Origin of the sequence: Marinicellulosiphila megalodicopiae, from assembly GCF_045862395.1 — a bacterium.
Classification (GTDB): Bacteria; Pseudomonadota; Gammaproteobacteria; order Pseudomonadales; family Natronospirillaceae; genus Marinicellulosiphila; species Marinicellulosiphila megalodicopiae.
Window position 1 is genome coordinate 1269063 of the sequence record NZ_AP023087.1, and the last position, 24803, is coordinate 1293865.

A 24803-nucleotide genomic window follows, 5' to 3' on the forward strand; every position below is an offset into this window, starting at 1 on the left:
TTTGGTGGACGAAACTGTCAAGGTGCTTTCCAAACGAGATACTGGTGTTTTTTCTATATCTTAACTTCGTTACACCAATATATACCTAATTTGTTACAGGGTTCATTATAAGTCAAATATTCTGATTTTCGAGCTTAATCGAATTGATGTTCTGTTTGAAATATGAGTTCTTCTAAATCTGTTTCATCAATCTGTAAAAACGATTCTATTCCTTCTTTTATCGCACTCCATTCACTTTCATTTTCAATATTGCAATGTTGAAAAACACAACGACGAGCAATTTTTAAAATTGTGAAGATAGTTAAAGCTTCTTGGCTTAATTCGTCGCTCTCAAATATTCCATCACAATCAAATACATAAAATATCGCTTCAACCTGTGAAGGAGTTAAATCCCATTGTTGAGCAATAAATGCGGATAAAGTAGTGTGAGACGTTTGATAAAGTGAACGTTCTTGTTTGGCGACGGCATCCCATCCTTGGCATTGATGGATTTCAAATGTGTTTTGATATCCTTCAAAATTCTCATAGAGTGTAGGCACGCCAGACATATGAAATAAACCTAAAACATAGGCGCTATCGCCATATTCAGGTTTATCTAAAAAATGCGCTATATTAATCGCCGTATGGGCAATTTGAGCTGAAAGTTGCCAAAATGTGCTTAATTTATGTGTGTTTGTGAATGTGCCTTTAAGTGCAACTGTTTTAACAATTGAAAAAACTCGATTAAATCCTAAAAGCATCACAGCTTGTTGTATGGAAATAATATTCGTTTGTCTTGCAAATAATGGGGAGTTAACAATTTTTAACACGGCGGAAGCGACCCCAACGTCTTCAGATATCCATTGGGAAATTAAGTACATGTTTGGCTCATTTTTTTTAGCTTCAGTAATGATGTTTACTAATATTTTAGGCCTTACAGGTAAATGCATTTTGGACAAAAGGATTTGTTCGGATGTTGTGATTGTGATTGGCATTAAAACTCAACATATTTATTAATAATATATTGAGCATAGTCTAAAAGAAGAAACTTTATGTGAAATATAAAAAACACAATACGTTTATTATATAGGCTAATAACCTTCGCTTTGATGATCAACATGGTAATTGTCGATATGGACTCGATCAATTCCAGTTGTAAATGTGCCGTCTTGATTTAACTCAAACCAACGATAACCAGGTAGAAGGTCATCTAGTTGATATTGCTGTTGTTTGGGTTTGAATTGAAAACAAGTCGAAGGCGTAGACATGTATTCAATTTTATTGATTTGTTTTTGGCTTTCTTGATGTACATGCCCCCAAGTTATGATTTTAACTTGATCATGTTGATGAATTTGACCTAACAAAAATTCGCTGTTGCGAATGCGTTGAGTATCAATCCAAGCGCTATCCATTAAAATTGGGTGATGATGAAAGCAAACCAATGTTGGTTTTTTATGTTCATTTAAATACTCATTCATTTGTTCAATACTAGCAGGCTCTATATTGCCATGGACTTTTCCGTAAACACCAGAATTAAGCATGATGAATTGCCAGCCACCCAATTCAAAATTTGGGTTTTCAAAACCTTGAGTGTCTGCATCTCGCATCGAAGGTAGGCTATCGTGATTTCCCGGTATCCAATGAGTCGGGCAATCAAAGTTTTGGCACATGACTTCAATGAATTTACGATAAGTGTGTAAATTGTGATCTTGTGCGATATCTCCTGTCACCAAAATCAGATCGATTTTAGGGTGATTTTCTTTAATTGACTCAATAGCCAATGAAAAACTGGCAAATGTGTTGATACCCTGCAATGAACAAACTTCATCTTGAAATAGGTGGGTATCGGTAATTTGTATCACTTTTAATTTCTTTGGCTCAGTCACTTTGAATTTTTGCTCTTATTTCCAATTAGGGGCTGTTTTTTATGTTGTGATTTTTACACAACTAAAAACTAATATATAGACCACTGTAAGAGATTATTCCTTTGTTTGGTCGATTTAATTTAGCTTATGCTTATTTTTTTGCTGTGTATCCCAAATTTCACTATAGACATTAGCCATTGTTCTAGTAAATCATTTAGCTGTTCTTTTTCATTTACCTGATGCATTTGTTCGTTTGGGTACGGGTACGAACCTTTAAATTGTTTTCCATGTTCGCAAGCAACTATTTCTGCCATTTTGACATCAAAGTACATTCTTAAATGTAATGTGAAATTATGAAATGCGTCGGTTAATGTTTCATGTTTGATTTCAAATGACATACAAAGTGTGTATTTGTTTCTCTCTGTAATATTAAAAATCGCACGATGGTTTGAGGTTTCCAATCCAATACAATGGGAGTCTTGATCATGGATGGTAGGTAGTAATTTAATCAGACGCCAAAAATTTTGCTCTTGTTTTGCATTTTGAGCAGCTATATCAGGGATGTATTTTTTTTTATTCAAATAAGCCATAGTTTACGTATTTTTTCTTCGTTGATTATTAACCATTGTAGACTGATTAAGGTGGAGGCATTATTTATTTTGCCTTGGTTAATCATGTCAAATGCTGCTTGCTTTTGTAATACGACCACTTTTATATCTTCGGACTCTGCTTCAAGTCCATGTGTGCCAAAGGCTGTGTTTGAATCTACCTGGGCAATAAATAGATGAATGGTTTCGTTTGTGCCACCCGGTGATGACTGATATTGCGTGATTTTACTGAGATTTTTAATATGAACACCTGCTTCTTCAAAGGACTCACGGTGAGCCACCTCTTCAGGAGCTTCATCTTTATCTATTAATCCAGCTACGACTTCTAAAAGCCATGGATTTTGTTGCTTAATTGCACCCACTCTAAATTGCTCAATTAGCACTACTTTATCCAACACTGGATCAAATAACAGTACACATACTGCATCATGTCGCAGCAGTAACTCTCGTTCGATAGTTTGTTGTTTTCCGTCATACCGTTCATGCTCAATAGTTAATTTATCTAATTGATAAAAACCTTCGTACAAAACGGACTGTTGTTTGATGCTGAATTTCATATTATGCGGTGACTTATGGCAGTTGATTTCATTCATATTTAAGGCAAACTGAGCGCCAATTTGCGAACCAAAGAATTTGGCCAATAGGATAACAAACTTATGTTTAAAAAACTCACTTTAACTGCTTGTGTAGCGATAGGTGCACTTCCTGCTTTTGCTCAAGACGATTTGTTAGGTGTGTATAATCACGCTTTGGAAAATAACCCAACATTAAAAATGGCTGTTATACAAAATGAAATGAGCCAATTAGGGGTGAAAAGCGCATTTGGTAATTTATTGCCTTCTATTGGTGCAAGCGTTGGGTATTCTGTTGGTGGGAATGCAGATAATAATAGAAATGCAAATATTGATTTAGATGATTTTGAATTTAATTTATCAGAGGGTAGCCTTGATTATAATATTAGTGTTTCACAAAATATTTATAACAAAGCAGCAATTGATGCTTACGCCGCCGTAAAAATAAATGCAAGTAAAGCCGAGTTAACTTTGTTAAAGAGCCAGCAAGATTTAATTATGCAGGTAGCGACCCAATATATAACGACGTTAAAAGCATATGATAGTTGGATGACCGCGAAGACAGGTTTAACAGCCTCTTTGCGTCAAAAAGAGCAAGTTGAAAAGCGATATGAAGTCGGTTTGGTTGCTATTACGGATTTGCAATCTGCAAAAGCGAATTATGATTCAATGAGAGTTAGTGTAATTAGAGCGAGAGCGACTTATGATCAATCCCTATTAGCACTTTCTAATATTGGTGGTCAAAAATATAAAGATATTCAACCACTTAGTGCTGAATTTATGCCGTTAACTGAATTAAAATCGCTAGGTGTTTGGGTAGATTCAGCTTTAAAAAATTCGTTAGAAGTGAATATTGCTCAACATGAACTGAACCAACAACAAAAATCTTTACAAGCTTATAAAGCAAAACTTTTACCTTCTTTATCTGGTAGATTAAGCTATAGCTATTTTGACAAATTTGAAAATAATTCAAATGGAGATAACTCTTCATCTACGAGGTTGGCCTTAAGTTTGGATATTCCAATTTACAATGGAGGTGCTTTTAGAAACGATATTAAAACCGAAGAATTAAAGTTAAGTTTAAATTCTGAAAGTCTTTCTCAGACTGTCTTAAATGTACAGGCAACAATTGAAAATTTGTATCGTCAAATTTCTGCGGATTTTGAAAACATAGAAGCCCAAAAACTTGCAATTGAGTCAAGCCAAAGTGCTCTGAAAGCGACTCAAGTTGGTTACGATCAAGGCAGTCAAACAATTGTAGAATTGTTAAATGCACAATCAAATTTGCTCAATGCTAAATTGACTTTATCCAATGCAAAGTACGATTTAATTATTAATCAATTTAAATTACGCCAAAGTGCTGGAGTTTTGTCGTTAGCTGATATTGAGCAGTTAAATGCTTCGTTAATCCAATAATAATTGGTTAGCGTACCCTAAAAAACCTGACTTCAGTCAGGTTTTTTTTGCTTTAAATTTAAGTGAAATAGTGTTTTAAAATAGCATTTCAGGACTTTGTATTTCAGATGAGTCCTCAGTTGTATCCTCTCCATTGATTTGTCTTTCAAGTCGTTCCGTTTCATCAATTATGATATCTACTTCAATGTCAGATGCTTGATTGGATTGGGAGGTGGGTGCAAAAGATTCTCTAAATATTTCTTGTGTAGAGTTACTTTGACCAGGGTGCGCAAGCAATCCAGTAGAAGGGTCTATTCTTAAACTAATGATTCCTGGGGGTTGAGAGAGTTTATTGCTGGGTTTGCCCTCTAGGGCCACTTTCATAAAATCAATCCAAGCTGGAAGTGCGGCGCTGCCACCAAATTCACCAGTACCAAGTGGGATGCTTGAATCGTGACCTATCCAAACGCTTGCTACGTAATCACCATTAAAACCCGTAAACCACGCATCAACCGCATCATTGGTTGTACCGGTTTTACCTGCTAAATCGTCTCGATTAAGTGCTTTATTGGCTCTTGTCGCGGTACCTCGAATAACGACATCCTGTAATATGTTTTGCATGATAAACACTTCTTGCTCAGATAGAACTCTTGGTGCATATGGATTTTCTTTTAATGAAATCGGTTCAAATACAATCGGATCTTCAAGGGCGAAAGTTGTACCAGATGACTCAGAAGTAGGTGAGGGTTGGCTAATTTGATCTTTTTTGTTTTCTCCCATTGTTAATTCGTAAGGTGTTGGGGTTTCTAAGCAGTCAGAGCAAATTTGTTTTGGATTAGCTTGGAATAAAATATTGCCGTGCCTGTCTTCAATTCGATTAATAAAATAAGGCTCAACTTTGTAACCTCCGTTTGCAAATGTGGCATAGCCTGTGACAATTTGAAGAGGTGACATAACTGTTGAACCAAGAATTAATGTTAAATCTTTATTCAATTCTGATGCATTAAATCCAAATCTTTGAGTAAAGTCCGCAGCATAATCGATTCCTATATCCCTCAGTAATCGAACTGCAGGAATATTTCTTGATTGGTAAAGTGCTTGGCGAAGGGGGATTAAACCTAGATAGCGATCTCCTGCGTTTTTTGGTCGCCATATACCAGCATCTCCGCCATTATTTAAGATTAATGGCGCGTCGTTAATTAACGATGAGGCAGAATAGCCTTTGTGTAATGCTGCGGTGTAAATAAACGGTTTAAAGTTGGAGCCTGGTTGGCGTTTTGCTTGAGTCACGTGATTAAATTTGTTGGATTTGAAATCGTAACCACCAACTAGTGAAACAACGGCACCAGTTTGGGGGTTTAAAGCAACCAATGCTCCAGAAACTTTAGGTATTTGAGTTAATTTCCATTTTTTTATACTGGGATCAAATACAACTCTTATTAAATCACCAGATTGTAAAATGTCCGAAGCGCTGTTTGGTGCTTCAGATTTTGAAAAAGTGGTTAAAAATCGACTTGCCCATTTTAATTCGTCCCAGTCTATATTGATAACTTCGTCATTTTTTAAAATTGCTTGGATGGATTTTTCATCGACATTGATCACGACTGCAGGTGAAAGTGATGCGACTTTAAATTCTTTTTTTAAAGATTGCTTCCAAATGTTTAATTTATCGTTAAAACTTAAAGTATCTTCAGTTTCAAAGTGTTGCTCTGCACCGTGATAACCGTGGCGAAAGGTGTAGTTGTCTATGGCATTCTCTAACCCAAAATTACCAGCATTTTGTAATTTAGACTCTATGGTTGTGTAAACTTTAAAGCCTTCAGTGTAAGCACTTTCTAGTGAATAATTTTCAACAACATAGGCTCGTGCCATTTCAGCTATGTAATCAGCACTTAAATCTGGTGTGTTGTTAGATTTTGATGCCGTTACAGGTGAATTAACTGCTGTGTCGTATTCTAGTTTAGATATGAAATTTTCATCTAGCATTCTACCTAAAACAACATTCCTTCTTTTTTTGGCATTTTCTGGGTAGGAGATTGGGTTGGCATAAGAGGGTGATTGATGAAGTCCTGCAATCATCGCAAGTTCTGCTAAAGTTAAGTTGTTTAAGTTTTTACCATAATAGACATCGGCGGCAGCTTGTATGCCATAAGAGTTATGCCCAAGAAAATGTTTGTTTACGTATAATTCAAAGATCTCTTGTTTTGACAGGTCTTTCTCTATTTGAATGGCTGTAATGATTTCGGCAAATTTACGTTGAAATGTTTTTGCTCTGGTAAATAAAATGTTTTTAACAACCTGTTGAGTGAGGGTAGATCCGCCACCTTGTTGTTCGCCTGTTGATAATAATTGTGCAATTGAGCGCAGTATACCGTTTAAATCAATACCATTATGGTATTCAAAATGTTTATCTTCAGTGGCAATAAGTGCTTGAACAAATTTTACTGGGATTTGTTCGTAGGTGACAGGGGTTCTGCGTTTTTCTCCAAATTCTGCAATAAGGTGATTGTCGTTTGAATATACACTTAATGGGATTTGTAATTTATGTTCTTTTAATTTGTTAATGTCTGGAAGCTCTGGAGCTAAAACAATGTAGATACTAGAACAAATGAGAACGATGACACAAACAGACATAAAAATAGATAATGATATAAACTTTGCAAAAATGATGGTTAATTTCATGTTTTTCCTATAAAACTAGGGGAATCGGTTGAAAGTTAGTAAATTAGGGGGGTATTATAAAGCAATCCCCAGTTTTTTATAGATTGCGAATTAAACAATAGTATTATCTAATAGTTCATAATATTAATTAATTGTAACTAATTAAAGAAATAACAAGTTTTAGTTATTAATAGGAAATCACCTGTAATGGCTTCATTGAAAAGTAAAGATAAAAGAATTTTAGGTGTTGATATTAGCTCGACATCCGTAAAAATGCTTGAAATTAGTCGAGGCACTGATGGGTTTCGCGTTGAATCATATGCGGTAATGCCTTTGCCTGAAAATTCTGTTGTAGAAAAAAAATGTAAATGACATTGACGCAGTCGCCGATGTGATTAAACAAGTTTTGACTAAAAGTCGTACCAAATTAAAGCAAACAGCGGTTGCTGTTGCCGGATCTGCGGTAATCACTAAAACCATTGAAATGAATGATGGTATGACTGAAGATGAAATGGAGTCCCAAATTCAAGTCGAAGCAGATCAATATATACCATTCCCTTTAGATGAAGTTGCTTTAGATTTTGAAGTAGCAGGACCAAGTCCAAAAAATGATGGCATGGTTGAAGTGTTATTGGCTGCATGTCGAAATGAAAACGTTGAAAATCGCGAAGCTGCTATTGAATTGTCGGGACTTCAATCAACTGTGGTTGATATTGAAGCTTTTGCAATGGAAAGATCGGTAGGATTACTTCAACCTCAATTCGAAGATGAAGAAAATTTAACCGTTGCCGTAGTAGATGTAGGTCATACCATGACTACTCTAAGTGTGATTGCTGATGGTAAAACCATTTATACTCGTGAGCAATTATTTGGTGGTAAACAGCTTACTGAAGAAATTATGCGCCGATATGGTGTGACTCACGAGGAAGCGGGTAAGGCTAAAAAACTTGGCGGTTTGCCAGATGATTATGAATCTGAAGTATTAAGACCATTTAAAGATGCTGTAGTGCAGCAAGTCAGTAGATCTTTGCAGTTTTTCTTTGCCGCTTCATCTTATAACGATGTGGATTACATAATTTTAGCTGGTGGAACAGTTGCAATATCGGGCCTTTCAAACTTAATTGAAGAGAAAATCGGTACTAAAACGATTATTGCAAATCCATTTGCAAATATGACGGTGGCACCTAGAGTGAACGCCGTTTCCTTGACTAATGATGCTCCCTCGTTGATGGTTGCTTGTGGACTTGCATTAAGGAGCTTTACAGATGGCAAATATTAATTTACGCCCTTGGAGACAAGAGCGTCGCGATCGACTTAAAAAAGAATTTATTAATATATTGGTTTTAACCTTTATTTTAAGTGCGGCAACCGCTGCTGGGTGGTACTTTTATGCAAATAAAGTTCTAGCAAATCAAAAAACACGGGTTGAGCTGATTAAATCAGAAAATAAGGTGTTATTAGCTAGAATTGAAGAGATTAAAAAACTTGAGCAAAAGAAAGCGAATTTACTTCGACGTATGACTACCGTTGCACAGCTAAATAGTAATCGATCTCAACCTGTTGAAGTATTTCAAGAGTTTGTCTCGCTTGTTCCAAAAGGTGTGTATCTTACTGAGTTAACCAGAAAAGGTGATGGAGTGTATTTGTCAGGTATTGCTGATCGAGTAAGTTCAGTATCGGATTTCTATCGTTCAATCGAATTATCAACTTGGATTAAAGAGGAATATGTACCAGGTTCCGTAAAAAGTAGAAATCCTGGTAACCCAAATGATGAATCTGTTGTATTTAGTATAAATTTGCAACTTGAAAACAATCAAGAGGGCGAAAAATGAATGCCAAAAAAATGATTGATGAGTTAAAACACTTTGATGTAAACACATTAAACGATCCTCAAACTTGGGGTACTTTGCCAGTTATAGTAAAGGGTATTTTTTGTATTTTACTAATAGCCATCGTTTTTGCTGCTGGATATTTCGGTATAATTAAAAAAACCTATGAAGATATTGAAACTCAAATAAAGAACGAAGCAAATGAAATGAAGACCTTAAAAGTTAATGCAGGTAAAGCTGCGGGACTTGAAAGGCTTAAAGAACAATTAAGTGAAGTAGAAGCAAAAATTCAAGATTTTACTGGTAAGCTTCCTAAAGTTGTGGATATTCCGGGTATGATGGATGATTTAAATTCATCCGCAACAGAAAACGGTTTGGAAATGGGGGATTATAATTTCTTAAAATCCGTGCAAAGTGATGAGTATAAAGTTTCTCCAGTTACAGTTAATTTAAAAGGCAGTTATCACGAATTTGGTACCTGGATGTCCTCGGCAGCATCATTACCTAGGATTGTAACGTTGCATGACTTTACAATTAAAAAACGAAATAACTCAGATGTGCTAGACATGGTTATTACCGCAAAAACTTACAGCTCGAAAGATGAAGAATAAGGGGGATAACATGAAAAAATTACTAATCGTTTGTGTGCCGCTTATTATTACAAGCTGTATGAATTTAAATAACAATGAAGATCTTAAAAAAGAAATTCAAGATTCTATCAAAAATGCACCCATTAAAATAAAACCAATTGAAACGCCAGAGGATCCAGTTGAATTTGTGTATTCAGCTTCGGGATCTAGAAGTCCGTTTCAAGCTGAAAAAGCGTTATTACCAATTGAGGAAGAGCAGGCAAGTTCAGTATTTCCTGAAGCGGATCGTACTCCCGAACCATTAGAGGGTGTTCGAATTGAAAATATTAGCATGGTCGGAACGCTAAAAAATGAAGATGGCGAGTTAATTGCTTTGGTTAGAGTAAGTGGTTCAGATCATTTGACAGGTGTACATCCTGTTAAAACCGGTGATTATTTAGGTTTGAATCACGGTAAAATCGTTTCAATTCATCTTTCGCATATTGCGATTAATGAAATTGTGTCTCAAGGTAAAAATCGCTGGCAGAATCGTGCGAGAACATTACAGTTAATCAATCAGTAGTTGGTGGAAAAATGAAAATAATGAACTTCAACAATCTTAATACAGTGAAACAAAATATTTTTGTTCGTTTTTTTACTGTCTTGTCTATGACTTTGGCTTTTACTCAATCAGCATTTTCTGCAGATCTAGTAAATATGTCAGTCAGTAATACATCTAATGAAACTGCTGAGGTGCGCATGGTGTTTAATTCAACTGCACCGCAAATAGAGCATTTTCTTATTGATAACCCAGCTAAACTTTCAATTGATTTAATTGAAGCTACCAGTGCACTGGATAAAAAAAGTTTTAGCTACAATAGTGGTTTAGTCACATCTGCTTTTGTTTTGCCTGTGGATGGCAAAGTTCGAGTGGTTTTATCTTTAAATGATTCTGTACAATTTAAATTAAATAAGTCCAATCCTAATGAACTGATTTTTGTATTAGGAAAATTATCCGCTGCAGATTTACTGTCTTCAGTTCCTGGAAATGATGTAGTAGCGGATTTGGTGATTGAAGATGATGCCTCTGAGGGGGTAGTGATTTCAGATACCACATTAAATTTAAATAACGCTGCCAGTGCTTCAAGTATATCAGTAGGTGGTAAACCTATGATTCAAGATATTGACTTCAAGCGAAGTGAAGATGGTTCAGGTCGGATTTTAGTTAAATTTAATTCTTCAAAAGTGAATTCGGACATAAAAAAAGACGGCACAGATATTATAGTTTCTTTTGATCAAGTTAGTGTTCCACAGTCCATTGTTCAAAAATTAGATGTGGTTGGTTTTGGTACACCTGTTCAAACATTTGAAACTCGTACTAACGCAAACGGGACGTCAATTATTATTAAGGCTACAGGCGATTTTGACCAAATTTCATATCAAATTGAAAATCAATTAGTAATTGAATTTAAACCCTTAAGTGTTGCTGAAGCCGACAACTTAAGAAAAGAGCAGTTCCCATTTACAGGTAAACGTATCAGTATGAATTTCCAAAAAATTCGTGTTTATGAGGCGTTAAACATTCTGGCTCAATACAATAATTTAAATTTAGTTGCGGATGATATTGAAGGTGAAATTAGTTTAAAACTTGATGATGTACCTTGGGATCAGGCGCTTGATGTGATTTTGAAAATCAAAGGGTTAGATAAGCGTAGAACTAAAAATGTGTTATTAGTGGCTGATGCTGACAAATTGGCGCAAGATGATTTGAAAAGAATTGAATCTGAACAACAGGCCGTTGAGTTACAGCCTCTTTATACCAAATATATTAAATTAAATTATGCGGATGCATCGGATATACGTTCAATTTTAATGAATATTTCAAGCGTGCAAAGCTCAGCTGCGGCAAGTGCTTCTGAAATCTCGGGTGGTGCTAGTTTTGTTTCATCTCGTGGTACATTATCCATTGATGATCGTACAAATATATTAATTGTGAATGACACAGCGGAACACATTGCACGAATTCAAGAAGCTATTGAAATCTTTGATGTTCCGGTAAAGCAAGTTTCAATTGAAGCGCGTGTTGTAGTGGCGAGAACATCAATTGGTAAAGAATTTGGTGTGCAATGGGGTACTGATATCGCTCCAATAGGTTTAGGTGGAACGAATAATCTATTACTTGGCGGTAATTTAACGACAACTAATGATATGCGTGACGGTGCTTATACTTATAATGCTCCAAATAGCTTAACTGTCGGTTTACCTGCTACAACAGGTGCTCAGAACTACGCATTTGGTATTGCATCAAATAACTTTGCACTTGATTTAGAATTATCAGCATTAGAAACAGCAGGTAAAGCTGAAGTGGTTAGTCAGCCAAAAATTGTGACTGTTGATGGTCAACAAGCGAATATTCTATCTGGTCAACAAGTACCATATCGTTCTTCTGACGGATCTACAGCATTTAGAGATGCTGGTTTGTCATTAACTGTAACTCCTCGTATTACTCCTGATAATTCGATGTTTTTAGAGCTAACAGTGACTCAGGATTCTGTTGGCGCACAAACAAGTGACGGGTTGTTAATTGACACTAACAAAATTCAAACCCAAGTATTGGTAAAAAATGGTGATACTTTGGTGCTTGGTGGTGTTTATCGTGTTGAAAGTGTTGAGCAAAAAGAACAGGTTCCGTTTTTAGGAAATTTACCAATTATTGGGAATTTATTTAAACGCTCTTCTATTCTTGAAGAAAAAAATGAACTATTAATTTTTATTACACCACGTTTAATTGATGATGGAATCGTTTCTCAATAAATCATGAGTAAAAATATTATACTAATTGGGCCGATGGGTGCTGGCAAAAGCACCATCGGCCTTTTGCTTGCTGATGTGATCGGGTGTGAATTTAGAGACTCTGATAAAGAAGTTGAAGATAAAGCCGGTGCGAATATACCTTGGATTTTCGATGTTGAAGGTGAATCTGGTTTTAGAGAAAGAGAATTTCAGGCCATTGAATATTTAACAAGCGAAAAGAATATTGTCATTGCAACTGGTGGCGGTGCTGTAATTAGAAAAGAAAATAGAGATTTGTTGTCTAAGTATGGTTGTATTGTATACTTGAAAACAAGCGTTGAGCAGCAACTCTTAAGAACCCACAAAGATGCAAACCGACCCCTGCTGCAACAAGATGATCCCAAAAAAGTATTAACACAATTGTTAAAACAAAGAGAGCCACTATATATTGAGTTAGCGGATCTTATTGTAGATACAAATGCCAATACTCCCAAACAAATCGTAGAAAAAATAACTGAATTTAAACAAACATATGACTTATCAAACCCTGAATGTTGATTTAGCTGAACGCAGCTACCCTATTTTTATTGGTCCAGATTTATTAAATAAATCGGAATTATTCACACCTTATATTTCTGGAAAAAAAGTATTAATTGTCACAAATCAAACGGTCGCCCCTTTATATTTAGAACGACTTAAATCCAGCTTATCAAGTTTTGAATTAGATGAAATTATATTACCTGATGGTGAACAGTATAAAACGTTAGATACTGTGAATTTAATATTCACTCATTTATTAGAGAAAAAGCATTCACGAAAAACAACTTTAATCGCTCTTGGTGGTGGTGTAATTGGTGATATGACAGGGTTTGCAGCAGCTAGTTTTCAGCGGGGGGTGGATTTTATTCAAATTCCTACCACCGTATTGTCCCAGGTAGATTCCTCTGTTGGCGGTAAAACAGGAGTTAATCATAAATTGGGAAAAAATATGATTGGTGCTTTTAAGCAGCCAAAAGCAGTGTTTGCAGATACTAATACCTTAAAAACCCTACCAAATAGAGAATTATCTGCTGGTATTGCTGAAGTGGTTAAGTATGGACTGATTACTGATTATTTGTTTTTTGAATGGTTAGAGAAAAACATTTTAGAGCTTTATTCTTTAGATGAGCGAGCTGTACAGTATGCAATAAAGCAATCTTGTTTAGTGAAGGCCGACATTGTTAATCAGGATGAAATGGAGTCTGGTGTAAGGGCATTGCTCAATTTGGGGCATACATTTGGTCATGCCATTGAAACTTCGCTTGGTTATGGGAAATATTTACATGGTGAAGCGGTTGCAATTGGCACAGTAATGGCTTCTTATTTAAGTGTGCTTGAGGGCAATATAAGTTTTGAAGATCATCTTAGGATAATTAACCTGTTTGAAAAAGTGAATCTCCCCGTTGATTCTCCAGTTGAAATGCAAGTTGATGATTTTGTTGAAAAGATGTCAATAGATAAGAAAGTAGTGGATGGCAAGCTAAGATTGATATTGTTTAGTAAAATGAGTCAGGCAATAATTAGCGATACTTTTGATCACGAAAAACTAATGAAAACATTGGCAACTAAGAATTTTCGTAATTTAGATTAATATAAAAAATTGTTAATTAAAAGGGATTCAAAATGGAGTATCTTGATTATTACGGCCTTGAATTTAATCCATTTGAATTGCCTGTGGATGCGATGTTTTCAACAGCAGGTGGTAGAGGACATTTGCTGGAAAAGATAGAGCACCTTGTCGCTTTTAGTGAATTTAATGTGTTTATTTATGGGCAGCAAGGTATTGGTAAAACTAATTTTTTAAAAAATCTGGTTTGTGTTCCTAGTTCTATGTGGAAAAGTGTTTATCTTCCTGTTACAAATGAAACGAAATTAGATGATATTTTAAAATCCGTATTATTAGAATATGAATTAACCCTTTCAAAAAATGCTTCACTTGAAGTTTTCGCTGCAGAAGTTTGTGAGAATCTACAGTCTGAAGGTTGTTCAATTTTATTATTATGCATTGATGATGCTCATCTATTGAATTCAGAAATTTTTGAACAGTTCATTAAATTAAAAATGAATTTTGAAAAGTTTGAAATACAATTGAAAGTTTTATTTGCAGGTGAGCAGAGTTTATTGGAGGCAAATTGTGAATATGCTGAAGATACAGATCAATCTTATCATTTATTTTTAAAATCATTGTCTATTGAAGAAACTAAATCCTATTTGACTTTGTACTTTCAAAAAGCAGGTCGTTCGGAAAAAATCCCCTTAAGTTCGTTCGATATAAAAAGAATTTATGAAATGAGTCAAGGGATTCCTGCAAAAATAAATCTTTTAACTCCTGAGTATTTAATTCAATCACTTGATCAGCCTGTTAATCGTTCACAGTTACCTATTATAATAGTGTCTGCGGGTGTTTTTGGGTTAATACTTTTAATTTCAGCTTTTTATTTTAATCAACAAAATCAATTGGAAGATCAAAGCTCAAGTCAGACTACTCAGTTAGAATTGATATCACAGCCTACTAGTGATGAAGTTTTAGCGAAGGCAAATTCTGTGTTAGAAAAGCTTCAACAAGCTAGTGAACATCAATTACTTTTAGAAGAACAGAAAGAAGAAGTGGTGCAGCAAAACCCAGAAATAATAAAAAATGAAATGGAAAATATAAAAGAAATTAATCCTGAATTAGAGTCAAAAATCACCCAATTAAATGAAGTTGATGAGTTGGATATAATTATTAATGAACCTGGAGCTGGTTTGCAAGTTGAAAATAAAATTGCAAAATTACCCGTCGAAGAGGTTTTAGATATTGCACAACCTTTAATAAAACTTTCGCAAAGTGATCCGCAAATTGTTGAAAAAACGGATCAAGAAAATGAAAACGATTGGTTTTATGTTAACTCAGGTTGGACTGTGCAAGTAATTGGATCGTATAACGAGCAGAGTATTGTTGATTTTATAAATGATTATAAACAATTTGAATGGCATAAATACAGACGAGTTTTAAACAATAAGGATTATTATGTTGCCGTTTTAGGTTTATTTGAAACGAAACAGCAAGCGCAGCAAGCTTTGTCTCAAGCCCCTAAAATCATACGAGATATGGATACTTGGACGCGCACAATTGATTCAATAAGACCTTTGTTAGATCCCTGATAAAAAGTGACCAAACACTCATAAATTTGAATATAACATGATCTGTGTGTATTATACCTTGCCCATTTCTGCGTTGCTTATTAAAAACCGATTGGGGAAGGCGCATCTATTTATGTTCATTTATTGATTAAGACGCCAAGAGATTATAGGTATGTTCCTTAGGATGTATCTGATGTATTTGATTTTGAATTAAGAGTCCTATCCGATGAGTAAAGGTTTGTATAACCCAAGCGAATTTAAAGATAACTGTGGTTTTGGTTTAATTGCGCATATGCATGGCAAGCAAAGCCATCGTTTGTTAAAAACTGCAATTGAATCCCTAACTTGTATGACCCACCGTGGCGGTATTGCTGCAGATGGTAAAACAGGTGATGGTTGTGGTTTATTATTACAAAAGCCCGATGCCTTCCTTAGAGAAGAGTCCACGTCTTTATTTTCCCATGAATTAAATGAGCGTTATGCCGTAGGCATGATTTTTTTAAATGCTGACGATATCAAGGCAAATATTGGTCGAGAAGCGGTAAATGCTGCTTTAGCTAAAACAGGGTTGAATGTCGTGGGCTGGAGAGAAGTGCCTATTGATACTTCTTTTTGTGGCCCAATGGCTTTAGCTTGCTTGCCAAAATTTGAGCAAGTTTTTGTGGAAGGACCAGATTTAACTTCTGAAAAATTTGCTGTAGAGTTATTTAGAGCTCGTCGCTTTGCTGAGCAAGCAATGGTTGCAGTTGCCGACTCGGATTTTTATATTGCGAGTTTATCTGAGCAAACAATTTCCTATAAAGGGTTGGTTATGCCAGTGGATTTACCTGGTTTTTATCAAGACTTGGGTAATGAAAAGCTAGAAACAGCAATCTGTGTTTTCCATCAGCGTTTTTCTACCAATACCGCTCCAAAATGGCCTTTAGCACAACCTTTTAGAATGTTGGCTCACAATGGTGAAATTAATACTGTTGAAGGCAATCGAAACTGGGCGCGTTCTCGTGATACAAAATTAGTCAGTAAATTAATTCCAAATGTTGAAGAGTTATTACCGATTGTAAATACAACGGGATCGGATTCTTCAAGTATGGATAATTTACTTGAAATGCTTGTTTTGGGTGGTATGAACATATTCCAAGCTTGTCGAACAATGATTCCACCTGCATGGCAAAATGTTGAAACTATGGATTCTGACCTACGAGCGTTCCATGAATTTAATTCAATGCATATGGAGCCATGGGATGGCCCTGCCGGTGTTGTATTAACTGATGGTCGTTATGCTGTATGTTTATTGGATCGTAATGGTTTACGTCCGTCACGTTGGGTCATTACTAAAGATGGCTTTATTACTTTGGCATCTGAAATTGGTACATACAATTACAAGCCTGAAGATGTGATCGCAAAAGGTCGTGTAGGACCTGGCCGCATTGTTGCTATTGATACGCAAACTGGTGAATTTCTACAAACTGAAGAAATCGACAATAAATTAAAGTCGACTCATCCATATAAACAATGGTTGCGTGACAATGCAGTTCGTGTAACAGCAAGACTTCATGAAAATGAAAATGAAGAGAAAAAAGTCGATAAAGATCAACTTAAATTTCAAATGAAATTGCATCAAGTATCTTTCGAAGAGCGCGATCAAGTTTTGCGTCCATTAGCCGAAACTGGTCAAGAAGCAATTGGTTCGATGGGTGATGATACACCCATGGCGGTTTTATCTGCGCGTATTCGAAATGTAGGCGACTATTTCCGCCAACAATTTGCCCAAGTAACCAACCCACCAATCGATCCTCTGCGTGAAGCAGTTGTCATGTCTTTAGAGACAATATTAGGTGGTGAAGGTAATTTATTTTACCCTGAAGCGCATCATGCAAAACGTATAATCTTAGGTACACCAGTATTATCGCCTTTGAAATTCAAACACATCCTTTCTCAAAAAGATCCATTGTTTGCAAATGCTAAAGTTGAGCTTGGTTACGATCGAAACTTAGATCTTAAATCTGCAATTGAAGCAGTATGTGATCAAGTTGAAGATCTAACTCGATCAGGTAAGGCGATTATTGTGTTATCTGATAGAAGCATTAGTAATGATCAGTTAATGATTCCTGTCTTAATGGCTTCTGGTGCTGTTCATCACCGTTTATTAGATAAAGGATTGCGTGCTGATTGTTCTATTATTTTAGAAACAGGCTCAATACGTGACCCGCATCAATTTGCTGTAGCATTTGGTTTTGGTGCAACTGCTGTATTTCCATATTTAAGTTACAAAGTAATTGATGACTTATTGGACACAAAAGAAATACTAGGAGACCGATTTGAGCTGCATAAAAATTATCGTAAAGGCATAAATAAAGGCCTTTATAAAATTATGTCTAAAATGGGTATTTCGACCATTGCCTCTTATCGCGGTGCGCAATTATTTGAAGCGATTGGTCTAAACGAAGACATTTGTAATATCTGTTTTAAAGGGGTTGTATCACGAATTAAAGGTGCAAGCTTTGATCATTTCAATCAAGAGCAAATCATGCTTAATGATTTTGCTAAAAAAGCAAGAAAACCGATATTACAGGGCGGGAATTTAAAATACGTTCATGATGGCGAGTATCATGCATTTAACCCAGATGTGGTTAAAGCAGTGCAAGATGCCGTTCAAACAGGTGATCGTAAGTACTACAATAAATATCGTGATTTAGTAAACTTGCGTCCGACAGCAACAATTCGTGATTTATTATCAGTTAAGTCAGATCGTAAACCTATTAGAATTGATGAAGTAGAGCCTTTAGAATCAATGTTTAAACGTTTTGATTCAGCAGCAATGAGCCTTGGTGCATTGTCACCGGAGGCCCATGAAGCGTTAGCTCAAGCAATGAATGAATTAGGTGGTCGTTCAAACTCAGGTGAAGGCGGGGAAGATAAACGCCGTTACGGCACTATTAAACGTTCAAAAATCAAACAAGTAGCATCAGGTCGTTTTGGGGTGACCCCAGAATACTTGCGCAGTGCTGAAGTAATTCAGATTAAAGTGGCTCAAGGTGCTAAACCTGGTGAAGGTGGTCAATTACCAGGTGGTAAAGTGAACCAATTGATTGCATCTTTGCGATTTTCTGTTCCAGGTGTGACATTAATTTCTCCGCCACCGCATCATGATATTTATTCAATTGAAGATTTAGCTCAATTAATTTATGACTTGAAGCAAGTAAATCCGAATGCATTAATTTCAGTTAAGTTGGTATCTGAACCAGGTGTAGGCACGATTGCCGCTGGTGTTGCTAAAGCATACGCTGATTTAATTACTATTTCTGGCTATGACGGTGGCACCGCTGCTTCTCCTTTGACATCTATTCGCCATGCAGGATCTCCATGGGAGCTAGGTTTAAGTGAAGTTCACCAAACATTACGTGGTAATGATTTGCGTGGAAAAGTTCGAGTTCAAGCTGACGGTGGTTTAAAAACGGGTTTAGATGTTTTAAAAGCCGCTTTAATGGGGGCTGAGAGTTATGGTTTTGGCACAACACCAATGGTTGCATTAGGTTGTAAATATTTACGTATTTGTCATCTAAATAACTGTGCAACAGGCGTGGCAACTCAAAACGAATACCTTCGTGAGAAACATTACATCGGCACCGTGCAAATGGTTAAACATTTCTTTACGTTTGTAGCTGAAGAAGTGCGTGAATTGTTAGCATCAATGGGTTATCGATCCATTCAAGAAATTGTTGGTCGAACTGATTTACTTGAACAAAATAGTGGTCAAACGGATAAGCAAAAACACATTGATTTAAGTGCTTTGTTATTCAGTGATCAAATTCCTGCTGAAAAACCACATACTTGTGAAGTTGTTAAAAACGAGCCATTTGATAAAGGCGAAAAAGCCGAAGCCATGGTTAATGAAATATTGCCAGCTATTCAGGCCAAATCAGGTGGAGAATTTGAATACCATATTGGCAATTGTGACCGTTCAATCGGTGCAAGATTATCTGGTGAAATAGCTGCGTTATATGGCGATTTAGGTATGGTCGACGCACCAATTAAATTGAATTTAAAAGGTATTGGAGGACAATCATTCGGCGTATTTAATGCAGGTGGTCTAAATCTAAGTCTTGAAGGCGATGCAAACGATTATGTTGGTAAAGGCATGGCTGGCGGAGAAATATCCATTTTCCCTCCAAAAAATTCCGATTTCCAAACTCAAGAAACTTCCATTATCGGTAACACCTGTTTGTATGGTGCTACAGGCGGTGAATTATATGCTGCGGGTTGTGCCGGTGAACGATTTGCTGTGAGAAACTCGGGTTGTGTGGCAGTGATTGAAGGTGCCGGAGATCATTGTTGTGAATACATGACAGGTGGTCAAATTACTGTGTTAGGTGAAACAGGCACTAACTTTGGTGCGGGTATGACTGGCGGTTTTGCTTATGTGTTAGATATTAAAAATGATTTTCACGATCGAATTAACAGTGAATTGATTGATATTCATCGTATCAATAACGAAAACACTGAAGGGCATCGTGAACATTTACGCGCTCAAATAGAACGATTTGTTGAAAAAACAGGTAGCGCATGGGGACAGGAGATTCTAGCTAATTTCGATGATTATCAAGCGAAATTCTGGTTAATTAAACCTAAAGCCGCAAGTTTAAGTAAGTTATTAAACCACACCCGCGCTCGTTCAGAGTGATAAAGTAGTAATGGTTCATCTGAACGGATACTCATGAGAGTTGAAGTAGGTAAAAGAATATGACAAAAAGATTAAATAACGATTTCCAATTTGTAGATGTTGGACGTAAAGACCCTAAAAAAATTGCATTATCAAAGCGAAAGCATGAATTTGTTGAAATATACGAACCTGCAAGCCTTGATCATACAGCTGATCAGTCACACCGCTGCTTAGAATGTGGTAACCCTTATTGCGAGTGGAAATGCCCCGTGCATAACTACATTCCAAACTGGTTAAAACTGGTCAGCGAAGGCAATATTATTGAAGCGGCTAATTTAAGTCACGAAACTAATTCTTTGCCAGAGGTGTGTGGGCGTGTTTGTCCACAAGATCGTCTGTGTGAAGGTGCTTGTACATTAAATGATGGTTTTGGTGCCGTATCTATTGGTAATACTGAAAAATATATTACAGATACTGCAATTGCTATGGGTTGGAAACCAGACATGAGTCAGGTGGTTAAAACTGATAAACGTGTTGCCATTATTGGTGCTGGACCAGCTGGATTAGGTTGTGCGGATATACTTATTCGTAACGGTGTAACGCCTGTTGTGTTTGATATGAATCCAGAAATTGGTGGATTACTAACATTTGGTATTCCTGAATTTAAATTAGAAAAAACAGTGATGTCTACGCGTCGCAAAATCTTTACTGAAATGGGTGTTGAATTTAAATTAAACACAGAAATTGGTAAAGATGTGCAAATGCAAGAGTTGTTGGATAACTACGATGCAGTGTTTATGGGCATGGGAACATACACATACATGAAAGGTGGTTTCCCAGGTGAAGATATGGATGGTGTTCATGATGCACTTCCATTTTTGATCAGTAATGTTAATCGTTGTTTGGGTTTTGAAAAAGATTCAAGTGATTACATTGATGTGAAAGGTAAAAAAGTGGTTGTACTAGGTGGTGGTGACACTGCTATGGACTGTAACCGCACATCTATTCGTCAACAAGCAACCAGTGTTACCTGTGTTTATCGTCGTGACGAAGAAAACATGCCGGGTTCGCGCAAAGAAGTCACTAATGCAAAAGAAGAAGGCGTTAAATTTAAATTTAACCGTCAACCAATTGAAATTGTTGGTGAAAATGGGGTGTGCAAAGGCATTAAAGTCGTCACCACTAAATTAGGTGAACCTGATGAAAATGGTCGTCGTCGCCCAGAAGTTGTAGAGGGTTCTGAAGAAATCATTGAAGCAGATTCTGTGTTAGTAGCGTTTGGTTTCCGTCCAAGTCCGGCTGCTTGGTTTGGCGATTTTGATATCCAGTTAAATGATTGGGATGGCGTAATCGCTCCAGAAAAAGCGGAATTCCCGTTCCAAACGACCAATAAAAAAGTATTTGCTGGTGGAGATATGGTTCGTGGATCTGACCTTGTGGTAACCGCTATTTGGGAAGGTCGTGAAGCTGCAAAAGGTATTTTGGATTATTTAGATGTTTAAACTTTCTTAAACCTAAAAAACTTAAATAAAAAAGCACTCAATTGAGTGCTTTTTTTTTGCTTATATGAAAAATTCACTTGCAAATATAAATGATAATCATTATCATCTTTGTTGTTAGTCATTGGGTTGGTTTATTTGGGTCGAATAAATAAAATGTCTAACTGCCCTGATCTTGCTGGGTCCAAGATCGGGGCTTTTTATTTAAAAATCTTCAGTCACTTCAATGAGTTGACCATTTTTAAGTAAATAGCGCTTGGGCAAACCATTAGCTAAATCACGGTTGTGTGTCACAATAATAAACGTGGCTGGGTGTTGTTGGTTAAGTTGCACGATCAATTCATGGACTTGCTGTGTATTGTCATCATCTAAATTTCCTGTAGGTTCATCCATTAAAACCACATCTGGTCTGTTAACCAGGGATCTTGCAATTGCAACACGTTGTCTTTCTCCGCCAGATAATTCAGACGGTTTATGGTTATAACGATGGGAAAGTCCAACTTGATCCATTAATTTTTTTGCGTATTCAGTTTGATCATTACTTGGTTTTTTTGAAATGGAAATAGGCATTAAAACATTTTCTAATGCAGAAAACTCGCTTAACAAATGATGGCCTTGAAAAACAAACCCCATGTGTTTATTTCGAAGGGAGCTGATCTTTGTTTCATTTGTCTTATTATAAGATTGCCCAACTAATAACACTTCCCCTTCAGTAGAAATATCTAAGCCAGCAAGCATGTTTAATAATGTTGATTTCCCTGATCCAGAAGCACCCATAATTGCAATAATTTCACCCTCATTAAATGAGGCGTTTATATTATTTAATACAACTTGAGTTTGGCTGCCAATTTGGTATGACTTGGTTAAATTAACGCATTGTAAATTACACTTCATAACGTAATGCCTCTGCTGGTGGAACATGTGCTGCTTTTCTTGAAGGTATGATTGTCACTAAAAAACTTAACTTTAAGGAGAATAAACAGATTAAAAGAATATCTTCCATTCTTGGGTCTGAAGGAAAAGTTGAAGTGAAATAAACGGTTGGATCTAATACCTGGAATCCAAACGCTACTTCCAAAAACCCAATGATTTCAGATAAATAATAGGCACATAAAGTGCCGATTAACGCGCCAGCAAAAGTACCAATGACACCAATGAACGTCCCTTGAACTAAAAATATTTTCATAATTTGATTTGGTGTTGTGCCCATGGTTCTTAAAATGGCGATATCACCTTGTTTGTCATTTACAACCATCATTAAACTGGTCAATATATTAAAAGAAGCCACCGCAATGATGAGTGAAAGTAAAAGGACAATCATTTTTCGTTCCATTTGAATCGAGGCATATAAGTTACCATGCATTAATGTCCAGTCATTGACTCTAAAGTTTCGATCAAATAAGTCTCGTACCTCTCTTGCATATTGATTTGCCATAAATAAATCATCCGTTTTAATCTGAATGCTCATGGCGCTATTCTTAGGTAAACGTAGCAGACTTGCAGCATCTCTGATGTGTATTAATGCGCCATTTTCATCAATTTCTGAGCGAACGTTAAAAGTGCCAATTAAAGTAAATCGTTTGTCCATCAGGTCAACGCCGCTAAAATTAATACTGGTTTGTTCGGGTACAATCAATTTAACTTTATCGCCAATAAATAACCCTAAACTTGCTGCCATCGACTGGCCAAGAATAATGCCAAAGCGATCATTTTCTAATTTATCTAATAACTCTTGGGAAATGGTTGATTCATCAAATCCTGTATTTTCATAAAGATCAGATGGTTGAATGCCTTGAACTACGGCACCACGATTATTTCTATTGGATGCAAGTAATCCTTGAACTTCGGTAAAGCCGCTTGCGGCGGTGACATGAGGATGAGATTGTGCTTTTTTTGCACTTTCCTGCCAGTTTTCAATAGGAAATTGATCAAATAAAACCGCATGAGGGACAAAAGAAAGTACTTTGTCTTTTAATTCTTTTTCAAATCCATTCATAACGGATAACACAATAATGAGTGCCGCAACACCCAAAATCATCCCGAGCATTGAAAAAATAGTTAAAAAAGATAAAAATCCATCTCGTCGTTTCGCCCGTAAAAAGCGCAATCCAACGTACCAGTGAAAATGATTCATAATATTCCTGAAATTAATAAAAGTTAGGTATTATCGCCTACACTTAAAAGAAGCACAAAGCTAAATACAGTATTGTTTTAATGGTTTGAATTAAGGGTAAGGTATGGACAACGAAAGAAGAGAATATTTCCGTGTAACGACCAATGCATTTGTTGCGGTTGCCCCAATTGATCAAGACCATAATTCGATCCCCGAATATTTTCCTAAAATCAGTCAGTTTACGCTACACCAGCAATTAGAAGAGATTAACAATGATTGTTTTGAGCAGCTTAATTTATTAAAGGACAAAACTGCTCATAAAATTTTAAATTTACAAAATCAAAAAATCGATATTGTATTAAAACTGGTGCAACAAAAAGCAATTGAAAGTGCTAATTTAGTCACTCAGTCAATTGAAATTGGTGAGGGTGGGATGTCTTTTGTTTCAAAAGACGTTTATGGATTAAATACTGAATTAGCAATAATGGTGATTTTTACACCCAGTTATCAGGTAGTGTATTGTCAGGGTACTTTGGTAGATCAATCCTCACAGGATAAATGCCATATCCAATTTGAGAAATTAGCTGAAACACAAAGACAAAAATTGGTTCAACATTTAATGAAAGAGCAAACGGCTCAACGTTCTAGTTGAGCCAATTAAAGTCAATCAATAATTACTGAATAGTATTTTCTATTAATTGCCCATCTTGGTAAGTATCTAGCAATAATAAACCACAACCTAATCTATCTTTTCTGACCACTTCAGCAGTCATGACCGGTGGTGTGTAATTTAATCCTTGAAACTGGATTCGTACAATATTTCCAATATTCAAATGTGAACTTTGGTCTTCTTCTAAAATGACATAAACGCCATTTTCTGAAAAGTCAAAGGATCGTGCAATAATATCGGGTTGATTGTTACATAAAATTGAAATCGGAGCGTTTAAATTGACGCGCTGAAATTGTCTTTGGTTGGTCGGGTTCATATTTCACTCTTTATTAATTTATGCCGTTAACAAATTTATAAAATAATTATTAAATTCGTCACCAATTTAAGTATTCCTTAAGTATAATGACTTTTTTTAAAAGGGTAGTGAA

General features: G+C 36.1%; 21 protein-coding genes. 13 read left to right on the top strand and 8 right to left on the bottom strand.

Annotated elements, in window-relative coordinates; genetic code table 11:
- Window positions 1–134: 134 nt before the first annotated feature.
- From TYM08_RS05430 to TYM08_RS05445, 4 genes are all read right to left on the bottom strand, one after another.
- Window positions 135–974 (bottom strand): HDOD domain-containing protein, encoded by an 840-nt coding sequence (locus TYM08_RS05430; protein WP_422381950.1) that lies wholly within the window; start codon window positions 972–974, stop codon window positions 135–137.
- A 96-nt stretch (window positions 975–1070) separates the two neighbouring features.
- Window positions 1071–1865 (bottom strand): 3',5'-cyclic-AMP phosphodiesterase, encoded by a 795-nt coding sequence (gene cpdA, locus TYM08_RS05435; protein ID WP_422381951.1) that lies wholly within the window; start codon window positions 1863–1865, stop codon window positions 1071–1073.
- A gap of 119 nt (window positions 1866–1984) precedes the next feature.
- A complete protein-coding gene (locus tag TYM08_RS05440) occupies window positions 1985–2434 on the bottom strand; it encodes a DUF1249 domain-containing protein (RefSeq protein WP_422381952.1) in 450 nt (149 codons plus the stop codon).
- Window positions 2422–3045, bottom strand: coding sequence for an NUDIX domain-containing protein (locus TYM08_RS05445; RefSeq protein ID WP_422381953.1), 624 nt, complete (start codon window positions 3043–3045; stop codon window positions 2422–2424). The genes TYM08_RS05440 and TYM08_RS05445 overlap by 13 nt, the downstream gene beginning before the upstream one ends.
- Before the next feature lie 63 nt (window positions 3046–3108).
- On the opposite strand from TYM08_RS05445, the gene TYM08_RS05450 reads away from it, so the two are divergent.
- Window positions 3109–4440 carry a TolC family outer membrane protein gene (locus TYM08_RS05450; RefSeq protein ID WP_422381954.1) on the top strand — a complete coding sequence of 444 codons (1332 nt, stop codon included), beginning with the start codon at window positions 3109–3111 and terminating at the stop codon, window positions 4438–4440.
- Between the two features lie 75 nt (window positions 4441–4515).
- On the opposite strand, the gene TYM08_RS05455 is transcribed toward TYM08_RS05450, so the two are convergent.
- Window positions 4516–7101: a penicillin-binding protein 1A gene (locus tag TYM08_RS05455; RefSeq protein WP_422381955.1), complete on the bottom strand. Its 2586-nt coding sequence runs from the start codon at window positions 7099–7101 to the stop codon at window positions 4516–4518.
- A gap of 186 nt (window positions 7102–7287) precedes the next feature.
- Between TYM08_RS05455 and pilM the strand changes: the two genes are divergently transcribed.
- The 11 genes from pilM to TYM08_RS05510 all read left to right on the top strand — a co-directional run bounded on the left by pilM (window position 7288) and on the right by TYM08_RS05510 (window position 21595).
- The gene (pilM, locus tag TYM08_RS05460) at window positions 7288–7452 is read left to right on the top strand and encodes a pilus assembly protein PilM (RefSeq protein ID WP_422381956.1); all 165 of its coding nucleotides are present in this window, start codon (window positions 7288–7290) and stop codon (window positions 7450–7452) included.
- Between the two features lie 19 nt (window positions 7453–7471).
- The gene (locus TYM08_RS05465) at window positions 7472–8359 is read left to right on the top strand and encodes a pilus assembly protein PilM (protein WP_422381957.1); all 888 of its coding nucleotides are present in this window, start codon (window positions 7472–7474) and stop codon (window positions 8357–8359) included.
- Window positions 8346–8912, top strand: a complete 567-nt coding sequence (locus tag TYM08_RS05470) for a PilN domain-containing protein (RefSeq protein ID WP_422381958.1) — start codon at window positions 8346–8348, stop codon at window positions 8910–8912. The genes TYM08_RS05465 and TYM08_RS05470 overlap by 14 nt, the downstream gene beginning before the upstream one ends.
- Window positions 8909–9520 carry a type 4a pilus biogenesis protein PilO gene (locus tag TYM08_RS05475; protein ID WP_422381959.1) on the top strand — a complete coding sequence of 204 codons (612 nt, stop codon included), beginning with the start codon at window positions 8909–8911 and terminating at the stop codon, window positions 9518–9520. The genes TYM08_RS05470 and TYM08_RS05475 overlap by 4 nt, the downstream gene beginning before the upstream one ends.
- 10 nt (window positions 9521–9530) lie before the next feature.
- Entirely contained in the window at window positions 9531–10061 is a 531-nt protein-coding gene (locus tag TYM08_RS05480) for a pilus assembly protein PilP (RefSeq protein WP_422381960.1), read from the top strand.
- Between the two features lie 11 nt (window positions 10062–10072).
- Window positions 10073–12292, top strand: a complete 2220-nt coding sequence (gene pilQ / locus TYM08_RS05485; protein WP_422381961.1) for a type IV pilus secretin PilQ — start codon at window positions 10073–10075, stop codon at window positions 12290–12292.
- Window positions 12293–12295: 3 nt separating this feature from the next.
- Complete coding sequence (aroK, locus tag TYM08_RS05490) at window positions 12296–12829, top strand: shikimate kinase AroK (protein ID WP_422381962.1); 534 nt, start codon at window positions 12296–12298, stop codon at window positions 12827–12829.
- A complete protein-coding gene (aroB, locus tag TYM08_RS05495) occupies window positions 12804–13901 on the top strand; it encodes a 3-dehydroquinate synthase (RefSeq protein ID WP_422381963.1) in 1098 nt (365 codons plus the stop codon). Before aroK ends, aroB begins: the two co-directional genes overlap by 26 nt.
- Window positions 13902–13933: 32 nt before the next feature.
- The gene (locus tag TYM08_RS05500) at window positions 13934–15454 is read left to right on the top strand and encodes an AAA family ATPase (RefSeq protein WP_422381964.1); all 1521 of its coding nucleotides are present in this window, start codon (window positions 13934–13936) and stop codon (window positions 15452–15454) included.
- 205 nt (window positions 15455–15659) lie between these two features.
- Complete coding sequence (gene gltB, locus TYM08_RS05505) at window positions 15660–20114, top strand: glutamate synthase large subunit (RefSeq protein WP_422381965.1); 4455 nt, start codon at window positions 15660–15662, stop codon at window positions 20112–20114.
- Between the two features lie 59 nt (window positions 20115–20173).
- The gene (locus tag TYM08_RS05510) at window positions 20174–21595 is read left to right on the top strand and encodes an FAD-dependent oxidoreductase (protein ID WP_422381966.1); all 1422 of its coding nucleotides are present in this window, start codon (window positions 20174–20176) and stop codon (window positions 21593–21595) included.
- 201 nt (window positions 21596–21796) lie between these two features.
- Here the strand turns inward: TYM08_RS05510 and TYM08_RS05515 are convergent, their stop codons facing one another.
- Together TYM08_RS05515 and TYM08_RS05520 are read right to left on the bottom strand one after the other, a co-directional pair.
- Complete coding sequence (locus tag TYM08_RS05515; RefSeq protein ID WP_422381967.1) at window positions 21797–22486, bottom strand: ABC transporter ATP-binding protein; 690 nt, start codon at window positions 22484–22486, stop codon at window positions 21797–21799.
- Window positions 22476–23726, bottom strand: a complete 1251-nt coding sequence (locus tag TYM08_RS05520; protein ID WP_422381968.1) for a lipoprotein-releasing ABC transporter permease subunit — start codon at window positions 23724–23726, stop codon at window positions 22476–22478. The genes TYM08_RS05515 and TYM08_RS05520 overlap by 11 nt, the downstream gene beginning before the upstream one ends.
- A 103-nt stretch (window positions 23727–23829) precedes the next feature.
- Here TYM08_RS05520 and TYM08_RS05525 point away from each other — a divergent pair, with 103 nt between their 5' ends.
- Window positions 23830–24357: a hypothetical protein gene (locus TYM08_RS05525; RefSeq protein WP_422381969.1), complete on the top strand. Its 528-nt coding sequence runs from the start codon at window positions 23830–23832 to the stop codon at window positions 24355–24357.
- Between the two features lie 22 nt (window positions 24358–24379).
- On the opposite strand, the gene TYM08_RS05530 is transcribed toward TYM08_RS05525, so the two are convergent.
- Window positions 24380–24691 (bottom strand): PilZ domain-containing protein, encoded by a 312-nt coding sequence (locus TYM08_RS05530; protein ID WP_422381970.1) that lies wholly within the window; start codon window positions 24689–24691, stop codon window positions 24380–24382.
- Window positions 24692–24803 lie beyond the last annotated feature (112 nt).

Bases quoted from the DNA above. Each gene is read 5' to 3' on its own strand.
- TYM08_RS05430 (WP_422381950.1), bottom strand. From the start codon at position 974: ATGCCAATCACAATCACAACATCCGAACAAATCCTTTTGTCCAAAATG.
- TYM08_RS05440 (WP_422381952.1), bottom strand. From the start codon at position 2,434: ATGGCTTATTTGAATAAAAAAAAATACATCCCTGATATAGCTGCTCAA.
- TYM08_RS05445 (WP_422381953.1), bottom strand. From the start codon at position 3,045: ATGAATGAAATCAACTGCCATAAGTCACCGCATAATATGAAATTCAGC.
- TYM08_RS05450 (WP_422381954.1), top strand. From the start codon at position 3,109: ATGTTTAAAAAACTCACTTTAACTGCTTGTGTAGCGATAGGTGCACTT.
- TYM08_RS05455 (WP_422381955.1), bottom strand. From the start codon at position 7,101: ATGAAATTAACCATCATTTTTGCAAAGTTTATATCATTATCTATTTTT.
- pilM (WP_422381956.1), top strand. From the start codon at position 7,288: ATGGCTTCATTGAAAAGTAAAGATAAAAGAATTTTAGGTGTTGATATT.
- TYM08_RS05470 (WP_422381958.1), top strand. From the start codon at position 8,346: ATGGCAAATATTAATTTACGCCCTTGGAGACAAGAGCGTCGCGATCGA.
- TYM08_RS05475 (WP_422381959.1), top strand. From the start codon at position 8,909: ATGAATGCCAAAAAAATGATTGATGAGTTAAAACACTTTGATGTAAAC.
- TYM08_RS05480 (WP_422381960.1), top strand. From the start codon at position 9,531: ATGAAAAAATTACTAATCGTTTGTGTGCCGCTTATTATTACAAGCTGT.
- pilQ (WP_422381961.1), top strand. From the start codon at position 10,073: ATGAAAATAATGAACTTCAACAATCTTAATACAGTGAAACAAAATATT.
- aroK (WP_422381962.1), top strand. From the start codon at position 12,296: ATGAGTAAAAATATTATACTAATTGGGCCGATGGGTGCTGGCAAAAGC.
- aroB (WP_422381963.1), top strand. From the start codon at position 12,804: ATGACTTATCAAACCCTGAATGTTGATTTAGCTGAACGCAGCTACCCT.
- TYM08_RS05500 (WP_422381964.1), top strand. From the start codon at position 13,934: ATGGAGTATCTTGATTATTACGGCCTTGAATTTAATCCATTTGAATTG.
- gltB (WP_422381965.1), top strand. From the start codon at position 15,660: ATGAGTAAAGGTTTGTATAACCCAAGCGAATTTAAAGATAACTGTGGT.
- TYM08_RS05510 (WP_422381966.1), top strand. From the start codon at position 20,174: ATGACAAAAAGATTAAATAACGATTTCCAATTTGTAGATGTTGGACGT.
- TYM08_RS05515 (WP_422381967.1), bottom strand. From the start codon at position 22,486: ATGAAGTGTAATTTACAATGCGTTAATTTAACCAAGTCATACCAAATT.
- TYM08_RS05520 (WP_422381968.1), bottom strand. From the start codon at position 23,726: ATGAATCATTTTCACTGGTACGTTGGATTGCGCTTTTTACGGGCGAAA.
- TYM08_RS05525 (WP_422381969.1), top strand. From the start codon at position 23,830: ATGGACAACGAAAGAAGAGAATATTTCCGTGTAACGACCAATGCATTT.
- TYM08_RS05530 (WP_422381970.1), bottom strand. From the start codon at position 24,691: ATGAACCCGACCAACCAAAGACAATTTCAGCGCGTCAATTTAAACGCT.